At 38.1% G+C, this 9,603-nt stretch carries 8 protein-coding genes and 2 pseudogenes; 6 read left to right on the forward strand and 4 right to left on the reverse strand.

Annotation, left to right across the window (positions count from 1 at the left end; translation table 11 throughout):
- Positions 1-164 precede the first annotated feature (164 nt).
- From CK510_RS20045 to CK510_RS34310, 6 genes and pseudogenes are all read left to right on the forward strand, one after another.
- Positions 165-623 (forward strand): hypothetical protein, encoded by a 459-nt coding sequence (locus tag CK510_RS20045; RefSeq protein WP_095723383.1) that lies wholly within the window; start codon positions 165-167, stop codon positions 621-623.
- Positions 624-662: 39 nt separating this feature from the next.
- Positions 663-1,172 (forward strand): GNVR domain-containing protein, encoded by a 510-nt coding sequence (locus CK510_RS20050; RefSeq protein WP_245912234.1) that lies wholly within the window; start codon positions 663-665, stop codon positions 1,170-1,172.
- 82 nt (positions 1,173-1,254) lie between these two features.
- Positions 1,255-1,833, forward strand: a pseudogene (locus CK510_RS20055) (tyrosine-protein kinase family protein); the annotation flags it as partial.
- Between the two features lie 18 nt (positions 1,834-1,851).
- A complete protein-coding gene (locus CK510_RS20060; RefSeq protein ID WP_373695817.1) occupies positions 1,852-2,178 on the forward strand; it encodes an endo-1,4-beta-xylanase in 327 nt (108 codons plus the stop codon).
- A 776-nt stretch (positions 2,179-2,954) separates the two neighbouring features.
- Positions 2,955-3,497 carry a hypothetical protein gene (locus CK510_RS34305; protein ID WP_095723386.1) on the forward strand — a complete coding sequence of 181 codons (543 nt, stop codon included), beginning with the start codon at positions 2,955-2,957 and terminating at the stop codon, positions 3,495-3,497.
- Positions 3,469-3,870, forward strand: a pseudogene (locus CK510_RS34310) (sugar transferase); the annotation flags it as partial. The gene CK510_RS34305 and the pseudogene CK510_RS34310, both read left to right, overlap by 29 nt.
- Before the next feature lie 399 nt (positions 3,871-4,269).
- On the opposite strand, the gene CK510_RS20075 reads toward CK510_RS34310, so the two are convergent.
- From CK510_RS20075 to dps, 4 genes are all read right to left on the reverse strand, one after another.
- Positions 4,270-5,619 carry a hypothetical protein gene (locus CK510_RS20075; RefSeq protein WP_095723388.1) on the reverse strand — a complete coding sequence of 450 codons (1,350 nt, stop codon included), beginning with the start codon at positions 5,617-5,619 and terminating at the stop codon, positions 4,270-4,272.
- 262 nt (positions 5,620-5,881) lie between these two features.
- Positions 5,882-7,222, reverse strand: coding sequence for an efflux RND transporter periplasmic adaptor subunit (locus tag CK510_RS20080; protein WP_095723389.1), 1,341 nt, complete (start codon positions 7,220-7,222; stop codon positions 5,882-5,884).
- Positions 7,223-7,938: 716 nt separating this feature from the next.
- Positions 7,939-8,655 (reverse strand): pirin family protein, encoded by a 717-nt coding sequence (locus tag CK510_RS20085; protein WP_095723390.1) that lies wholly within the window; start codon positions 8,653-8,655, stop codon positions 7,939-7,941.
- 220 nt (positions 8,656-8,875) lie between these two features.
- Positions 8,876-9,436 carry a DNA starvation/stationary phase protection protein Dps gene (dps, locus tag CK510_RS20090; RefSeq protein ID WP_095723391.1) on the reverse strand — a complete coding sequence of 187 codons (561 nt, stop codon included), beginning with the start codon at positions 9,434-9,436 and terminating at the stop codon, positions 8,876-8,878.
- Positions 9,437-9,603: the final 167 nt, after the last annotated feature.

Genomic DNA, 9,603 nt, shown 5'->3' on the forward strand with positions numbered 1-9,603 from the left:
GAACTAAATTTATCCGGAAAAGTAATCCGGATAAATTTTTATAAAATATTAAAATAATAGATAAAAACTGAATATTTTTTTGCTGATTAAAGCTCATCTAACTTTTTCAAACTCTTTGCTAATTAATTAAAATTATTCCGTAAAAATGCTCAGGGATTATCAACATGAACACAGTATTGGATGAAGAATCAAAGACATCAGTTGCAATTTTAAAAGAATTAGAGGGCAAAATTTATGATGCACAAGCAGGATTAGCAGATGCAAGTAAACGTTCTCAAAGTCTCCGTGAGAAAATAGGAATGAGTTCTCAAGAAGTGAATAAAGTGGATTCTTTGAATCGCTCAACTGCCGTACAAAAGGTATTGGAGGAATACCAACAAGTTGAAAATCAATTAGCTGCCGAACAAAGTCGTTTTTTACCAACCCATCCAACTATTAAAAATCTTCAAAATAAAAGAGATGCACTAAAATCTCTTTTGGATAAACCTGTAGAAGATTCGGTGGGTAATCGCAAAATAGTCACAACTGAGAACTTGCAAACAGGAATAATCAAGCAACAGTTGAGTTTGGATTTAGTAAAATCAGAAATAGAAAGCTCTGCCTTAATTAGTCGCTTACAATAATTATCAGCAACTCAAATCGCTTACAAAAATAGACTCAATATTTTACCGAGATTAGAACAAGAACAGTACGAATTACAGCGACGATTAGAAGCTTCGCAATCTACCTATCAAACCTTATTAAAAAAGCTCCAAGAAATACGAGTAGCGGAAAATCAAACAACTGGAAATGCTCGGATTATTCAAGATGCTTTTGTCTCTCCCAAACCAATGGCTAGTCAAAAATTGATAATCTTAGCTCTGGGTAGTTTCTTAGGAGTATTGTTAGCAACCGGAGCAATTGTCATTCTCGAAATTAGAGATAAATCGATTAAACATCTCCAAGATGCAAAAGAAGTATTTGGATTTACCTTACTTGGTGTAATTCCTTCTCTCACCAAAAAAGCCTTTGCTAAAAATCAAGATTCAGAGTGGGAAATACCACAACTATTTGTTAAAAATACTCCACGTTTACCTGTTGCTCAAGCATATCAAATGTTGCAAGCAAACTTAAAATTTCTCAGTTCAGATAAACCACCTTCAGTAATTGTAGTTAAGCTTAGACGCATCTAAATGACATCTTTTTAACCCTGAAAGCCTTGCTATGAGCTTTTCGGTATACAAATTAAGTGAGTTTTAGCTTACCAGTTCCGTTCCCCAAGAAGGCAAAAGTACAATTTCTGCAAACTTAGCCACATCAATGGCTCAATTAGGAAAACGAGTACTCTTGGTAGATGCATGTCTGCATCATTCCTCCCAACATCATATTTGGAGTTTGACGAATGCGGCTGGTTTAAGTGATGTCCTTGTTGGACAAGCAGAATTTAATACCACTGTTATTGAGGTAATGGTTAATTTGAACGTACTGAGTGCAGGTGCAATTCCCCCAAATCCATTGGCGTTACTGGATTCTAAGCGGATGGCAGCATTAATCGAACAATTTGTAGCAACTTACGACTGTGTAATTATTGATGCTCCACCTGTGACATTAGGTGCAGATGCATTGACATTAGGACAAATGGCAGATGGTGTATTATTAGTTACCAGACCAGGAGTAGTCAGCTTTAATAGTGCGAATGCGGCAAAAGAATCATTAATGCGATCGCAACAAAATGTTTTAGGAATAGTGGTTAATGGAATTGCGGTGGAAAATGAAGTCGATAGTTATTTATACTATTCTCATGAATACTCTGAGCAACGAGTTTCCCGTCCAAAAATAGGGATTCGGAAATAGTAAATAATAACTTCATTTTTGCGTGATGTTGCCAGCTTAGGATTAAAAATCATGATTACCGAACTGGATGTTACCGATGAAAAATTACCCTACGACATTGAAATGCGCGATCGCATCATTGCCAAAACCTACGAAGACTACCTTTCAACAGTTCTCGCTGAACCTGCGGTAAATACGGTGATTACTTGGGGAATTAGTGATAAATATAGCTGGCTATCCGACTTTAAACCCCGTCCAGATAAAGCATCCGTTCGTCCTTTACCTTTCGATGCAAACATGAATCACAAATTGGGATGGAATGCGATCGCACGTGCTTTTGATAATACTAGGTTGCGATCGCAATAGGTAACATATTTTCAATAATTTAATACTTAATGGTGTACAGCTAGTTACTGTACGCCTTTTTTTTTGACAGGAATTATGTAACAACATTTCCCCTGATACCTAGGAATTACCCCCCTTAATTCCCCCTTGCATACGCGCTTCGCGTTCCCGTAGGGTAGGGAGAAAACTAGAAATCTAGTTCCCTCCCCTTGCCAAGGGGAGGGTTAGGGTGTGGTTCTTTTATTTGGGGAAATTCAAGTACCTTCATCACATTTTTCTATGATTAATCAATATATTGTGACAGTTAATAAATCGTCTATTACTAATAGTAAAAAATGCTTATGACAATTGAGAATGCGTCATTAGCTGCATTGACGACTTAGTGAATATACGGTATTGCTCCGATAATTAAAGTTAGAAAATAAACTGATAAATTCAGTATTTACATCAGAAGTTTATATAAAATATGGTTGTATTTACACCATTTTAATCTTACAGAGATTATTATTTAAACATGGTTGAAGTTTCTACGTAAGTGAAAACAATCACGTAAGCAGATACCATTTAGAAAGAACCTCCAGAGATTAGGATCGCATCAACCAATTTCTTCATCTACCTTTATCTTTGTCTACCACACCAGGGTTACGAAAACACACAAGAAAAAGTAACTTTTGCACGCATGAAGAACTCTCCACTTTTTTTATTCAGGGTGAATGCTCATTTCTTAGAAATAGATAAATTCTTTTGACTCGCAACATAAAAAACACAAAAGAATCAATAGAATTACAACAAAGAATATGACTTTCATCACTGACATCCAAAAAAGTTCGCTACCTACTGATAATCTCGATTTACGCGCTCCTTCCACAGCACAACTACGCAAACGCATCGGTGCATTTTGGCTGCGTCAAGCTGTGTTAATTAGCCTTGATGGAGTTGGGTTATTTCTAGGAAGTAAAATACCCGAAGTTTTAACTAATAATCCCGTTTATCCTTGGGTTAAAGATGAATCTCCTTCACTGCTATTTGCAATTTTAGGTATTCACCTTGGTTTTATTGCACTGCAAGGACTTTACGCATCAGGAAAAAATCGAGGAGATTACTTAAAGCTAGTCAAAACCATTTCTCTTTCTTATTTATTGTTCTTCGTTTTGAACTTTTTAAACGAATCTACAAGTAGCTTATCGGGTTCTACATTTGTTGTATCTTGGTTGTTAAGTATTTCCTTCACATGTATTGGTAGATTTGCTGTCGATACAACAGTCAAGCGATTCCGCAAACAAGGTGTAATTACCTGTCCTACCTATATAATTAGTAAAGGAATTGGAAGCGACGAATGAGATGAAAGATGGTGTATTATTTAAGATGAAAGATGACCCTCGTATTCCTATTCTTGGTAAGTTTTTACGTCGCTACAGCTTGGATGAATTACCACAATTGTTTAATGTAGTTTTGGGTGAGATGAGTTTAGTTGGTCCCCGTCCTTTGCCTGTCAGAGATGTCGAGAAGTTTGCTAAACAACACTTTATTCGTGAAGAAGTGCTTCCTGGGGTAACGGGTTTATGGCAGGTTTCCGGTAGGTCAAATATTACCGACTTTGAACAAGTCGTTGGTCTTGATGTTTCTTACATGGAAAACTGGTCGTTGTGGTTAGATTTACGGATTTTGTTTCAGACTGTCAAGGTTGTGTTTGTGAAGGAAGGTGCTTATTAAGGTTTGATGGGTTCAGTTAAATAGAATAAATTTTGTAGAGATGAGAAATTTTCCGTTTCTATATTTTTTTGGTGATGTTTATGGTTTGAATAAAATTAAAATAAGGGCGAACTTTGAATAAGAGTGTTCCAACAAATAAATGGTCCAAAATCAGTCATTGCGTACTCCGAAGCGGAGAAGCAAGCGCAGGGTAGCATAAGTCCGTTGGCAAAGCCTTCCCGAAGGGTAGTGGACACGCTCCGCGAACGCAAGAACTTGTAGACTATGCGATTACTTCACTCCGCTATCGCTTCATTCGTAATGACAATTGGGCATTTTTTTACTTGGAGTACTCTAAAATTAAAATAAGGGCGAACAGCCGTTCGCCCCTACGGTATATTTAATTACAAACTGTATTAATTAACTGATTTCGTCCAAGTCAACCCATTCGTCGTGGGATGAGTCGTAACCGATGTATTGTACAAAGTATTGTTGTCCTTGGGTTTTGCCAATAATTGCCGAATACCAATCTTCGTTATCTTCGTCCCAAACTTTGACTTTATCCGCGATCGCATATCCATTTTCGTCGCTTGAACTGCGATATGCCTTCGGCATTAAGCTCCGCTTATCGCGAATACGCACATCATCTTCTTCAACCCATTCGTCATTCGATGAACCTTCACCGACATAACTGACAAAGAATCGTTTTTCTGCAACTTTCTCAATCGTTGCCCGATACCAATCCTCTTCCTCACCGTCCCAAACTTCTATTGTTTGCCCTACTGTATACTTATCAGCAGTAGCAGAAGCATTGCTGGTATCTGATTTTACAGCTTTTAATGTATCAGCTTCGGGTTTTGGTGCTGCGGCAATTTCTGCTTTAACTAAAGTATGAGCTTGCAAAATTACCTTTTTAGCTACGGTTTGGATTCCCGTATGTTCGTAATAATTGGTGGTTTGGTCTAGGAATGCAGCGACAAAATCTAAGTTATCATCGGCAAATTGAATAAAATTACCGAGATTACTAGATATGGATTGGGGGGTTACACCTGTTTTGGAGACTAAATCACCCATCCAACCTTGTACCGAGTTAAAACCCTGGGTGATAAAACCAAGTTTGTCGTTTGTATTGTCACCTGGAAGAGTGCTACTTACGGTTGAGAAGAGGGGATTTTGAGTAATTGCAGTTGTATCTGCACTAGTCATGATTGATTGAATTTTACCAAGAAAGTCGGGTCCTAAGGGCAAAATTCCATCTATGCAAACCAAAGCTGCCATCCGCATGAATGACGCATCTTGGTAGTGAGTGCTGAGAGAATTGGCAAATTCTTGGGGATTAGGTTGGGGAATACCGTTGAGTTTGGAGAAAGCAATGATTTCGATCGCGATTTTTAAAACTAGATCGATGGTTTGGGTTACATCTGCTTTGGGAGTGATATTACTTAAGAAAGAAAGAAAAGGGATTTTTTCACCAACTTTACTCGCTAAAGCAGCCGTTGCCATTGCCATATCAGCCTTATCAATGGTTTGATACAGTTTGATGGCTGTTTGATAACCCTGTTGGGGGTCATTATATAGAGTCGTTGCACGATCGCGAATTTTTTGAATTACATTCGCATCTGTTTCCCCTGTAATTACACGGATACTATTATCAAAACCCTGCAAATTACTCCACTGACCTGGTGCGACAAAATCAAGAGCTTTTAATACTTTGACGGTAATATTATCCGATGGTAACTCGTCAACCAATTGAATAATTGATTTATCCATAGCTAATTCTCAAAACCTCAAATAGTGTTGCTTTCACAATAGGGTTCAGATATACCTGGGAAGTAACACCAGCCCTAACTGAACCATATTGCTAGAGTTCCCGAATATGGCAACAAAGTAACTTTTTTTAGCTAATTTAAGATTTATTACAGTTACGTAATCTTACTGTATCTAGGATGTATGCAGATACTATAGATTTATCAATCGTATCATTCGTCAGTAAGGGCGGGGATACCCCACCCCTACAATTTGTGAATACCTGCTATTCCGGTAGAACGCGATCGCCTTCCCTCAGGTTAATTAAACCTGAAGTAATAATTTGCTCTCCTGGTTTCAATCCTTCGAGAACTTGATAGTTACTACCCTTGATATGACCAAGTTTGATAGGTTTATGCTTGGCAACTAACTGAGATGAAACACCCGACGTTTGTGTTTCCGCAACATACACAAAGGTTTGCCCTCCAACACGGGAAATCGCTGTTGCTGGTACTGATACCCCAGGACGTTGTTTCCAAATTAACCTGGCACGGAGGAATTGGTCTGCTTTTAGCTGGTTTTTGGAATTATCATAAAGCGCTTTTACTAATACAGATTGGGTATTATTCGCGAGTTTAGGAGAGATGGAGAATACGCGACTAGTGCCAATAATACGCCCTTGAATATCCATGATTTCCACCAACATCCCATTTTGAAGTTTAGGCGCTTGCTCGATGGGTACAAACACATGTACATCCAACGGGTTATTTTGAGTAATGGTAAATAACTGCGTTGATGTATTGACAACATCGCCCACTTTAACAGGAATTTCACCAATAGTACCAGCAAAAGGAGCAACAATACGGTAATTTTGCGGCTTGATTGATGGTTTTTGGGTGTTGGGTTGGGGTTGTTGAATTGCTCTTTCTGCCTTTGTTATAGCTGCTTTTTGTGCCTGAATTTTGGATTCAGTGGCATTTAAATTTGTTTTTGCCGTAGCCAAACGAATGGCATACTGGTCTTTAGTTTGTCGGGGAATAGCCCCTTGGGATGCCAGGGTATTGTAACGGTCAAATTCCTGCTGACTGGATTTCAACTCAGTTTGCTGGGTAATGCGATCGCTCTCTAATGTTCTGAGGGTAGAACGGTCAATTTCTAGTTGGGATTGTGCTGCTAAAGTTATGGGATTTAGAGAAGGGTTGAGGTTGGGAATTACTGCTTGGGGTTGACGAAAGTCAATCTGTGCAAGCGATGCACCTTGTTTTACTGTGTCTCCCGACTTCACCAAAATTTGCGTAACTTGACCTTGAATTTGCGATCGCATTGTCTCAGAGCGACGGGATTCGAGACTAGCGACAAACTCTGATGTTTCTTGGACAATACTTGGTTCTAGGGTTAATAGCTTGACGGATATTCCCGGTTCTTGTTGTTTGGTAGCGGTTGTAGCGGTATTTATTTGGGTGCTTTGGTTTCCGGGAACAAAAAAACGCCAAGCAGCAAATCCTGTACCTACTGTACTAAGCATAATTAATACAGGCAAAATCCACCTACGCTTTGTTTGCGGGGGGTCTAATACTGTTGGGGAGGAGTTTTCGTCAAAATCGGGTTGTGGTTCGGAAGGTGTCATAACTTACGGGAATTGGATAGGTGGATAAGAAGCGAATGGGATGGGATGGAATTTGCCAAGTAAAGCTAATCCTAAAAATGAAGAGAGTATCGTGTGGCATCCAGAAATACTATTTTCATATGTTTTGGCTTATCTATTAAAAAGTTGCTGATAAATTTAAGCTTACATATCAACTTCTCTTTTTGTCCTATTAGTTTTTGCTGAAAAATTTTAATTATATGGTGATTATTTATGTTGTCTTTGCCTGCGTGTAATTAATAGTTTATTGGGGATTATTTGAGCTTTAGTAAAAAATGTAACTAGGTTGAAAATTTGGGATTTTAAATTTTATATCAGTAATTTACCGGAGTAAGCGAGCAGTATTTTATTCCTCCACTAAGCATAAAATAAACTTGTGATCGCAGCATTACGTATTAGTTAGAAGATGCATCATTATGACAGTTGGGAGTTGTCTCATTTTCATTTTCCATCAGTACAAAATTGCAAATATTCTCCGCGAAACTTTGCACTTTTCCCTGCAAACCTCTGCGTTTAAAAGCCAAACTCCAAGCCATTTATAGTATAATCCAACATTAATCTACTTTCCTATTTTTGCTACGTAAAAATTACCCCTCCACGCATATGGAGAGGTAACTTTTGAAGCAGAATTATGTATTTCAATTAGACAAAAATAAATTGTTCTAATATTATGAGGGATAATTACATCCCATACCCACTTAACCCAAATCGAACAACAAAATTTCCCCTCCTACATTTGTAGTAATTTCAAGCTGTTCTTCACCATTAATTTGTACCCCATCACCAGCACGAAGCTCTTCACCATTTAAAGTTACTATTCCCTTCGCAACTTGTAACCATGCATAACGCTCTGATTTCACTTGATAATTAACAACATCATCAACATTTAAAATCGATGCATATAAATCTACATCTTGGTAAATTTTTACAGCACCATCACGTGCATCTTTCGCAGCAATTAAACGTAATTTCCCACTACGTTCTTCGATAGAAAAAGCCTTTTGTTCATATCTCGGTTTAAGATTTTTTTCATCTGGTAAAATCCAGATTTGCAACAAGTGAACTGACTCAGTTTGAGAATGATTAAATTCGCTGTGCATAATGCCAGTTCCAGCACTCATAATTTGTGCTTCCCCAGGACGAATTATCGAACCCGTACCCAAACTATCTTTGTGTTCCAGCGCACCATCTAAAACATAGGTCAAAATTTCCATATCCTTGTGCCCGTGGGTTGCAAAGCCCGCTCCAGGAGCAACCTGGTCATCATTAATGACTCGTAACGAACGAAAACCCATGCGTTCTGGGTCGTAAAAATTACCAAAAGAAAACGTATGATAACTATCTAACCAATCAATTTTTGTAGTGCCACGGTGATTGCGATCGTGGATGAGATTAGTAATGGTGTTTTGAGACATAATCAACTCCCTCTTCTTACATATTTCAATATTAAGTTATCCCTATAAAAAATAAAAGTACGCACTTAAAAGTGCAGTACTTACCAAAAAGTGACTATTAATTAAAAATTGTCAGTGGATTAGCTCGCTTATATTATCTCAACTTTCAAGTATTATCCCAGTTTGACAAATGATGGGATTTATAAATTGATAGTTGGGATATTTTAGTTGCTGAAAACACTTAAACAGTGACTTTATCTCGATTATTAGCTGTTGAGGTGACATTATTCCCATTGTTAGAAGTTTGTAAATGAGCTTCTAAGAACCACAAACGCTTATCAATGGTACGGGAAACTTCAGTATATAAATCGGAGGTATCTGCATCTCCTAAATCATCCGTTTGTGCGATCGCATCTCGTACATGTCTACCGTATGCTGCAAATCTATCTGCTAAGGCTGTAACGTGTTCCATGCCGACCAAAATATCGGTGGGATATTCTGGTAAAATTGAGTTTGCTGCTGCCATACGCACAGTTCCCATCGCATAACCTCCTAAAGCAGTGATGCGCTCTGCAAGCATATCTATAAATTCTTCAAGTTCCCCAGCAAGTTCGTCAAATAGTTCATGCAATTGGAAAAAGTCGCTTCCTTTCACGTTCCAATGCGCTTGCTTTGTTTGAGATTGTAAGTCTGAGGTTGCTGCTAGTGTTTGGTTAAGTAGTGTGACAATTTCACTTCTCTGAACTGCGGGGATGTCAATGCGTGTAGGATAAAGTCGTGATGCTAAGTTATTGCTACTCATGGTTTTTCTCGTTTGAACCAACGTCACAACTATACAAATATTCCGACGTATTTTAAAACTCCCCAACGACAGATTGGTTAATTCGTTAAATGATTTATAATTCCCCTCATCAGAAAATAAACCTATATCGAGTGGAATAGGTTTAAATATTTAATTTTTTCTTAATC

Origin of the sequence: Brunnivagina elsteri CCALA 953, assembly GCF_002289455.1 — a bacterium.
Taxonomy (GTDB): Bacteria; Cyanobacteriota; Cyanobacteriia; order Cyanobacteriales; family Nostocaceae; genus Brunnivagina; species Brunnivagina elsteri.

Excerpts from the sequence above, each read along its gene's own strand:
- dps (WP_095723391.1), bottom strand. The coding sequence starts at position 9,436 with ATGAGTAGCAATAACTTAGCATCACGACTTTATCCTACACGCATTGAC.
- CK510_RS20080 (WP_095723389.1), bottom strand. The coding sequence starts at position 7,222 with ATGACACCTTCCGAACCACAACCCGATTTTGACGAAAACTCCTCCCCA.
- CK510_RS20045 (WP_095723383.1), top strand. The coding sequence starts at position 165 with ATGAACACAGTATTGGATGAAGAATCAAAGACATCAGTTGCAATTTTA.
- CK510_RS34305 (WP_095723386.1), top strand. The coding sequence starts at position 2,955 with ATGACTTTCATCACTGACATCCAAAAAAGTTCGCTACCTACTGATAAT.
- CK510_RS20075 (WP_095723388.1), bottom strand. The coding sequence starts at position 5,619 with ATGGATAAATCAATTATTCAATTGGTTGACGAGTTACCATCGGATAAT.
- CK510_RS20085 (WP_095723390.1), bottom strand. The coding sequence starts at position 8,655 with ATGTCTCAAAACACCATTACTAATCTCATCCACGATCGCAATCACCGT.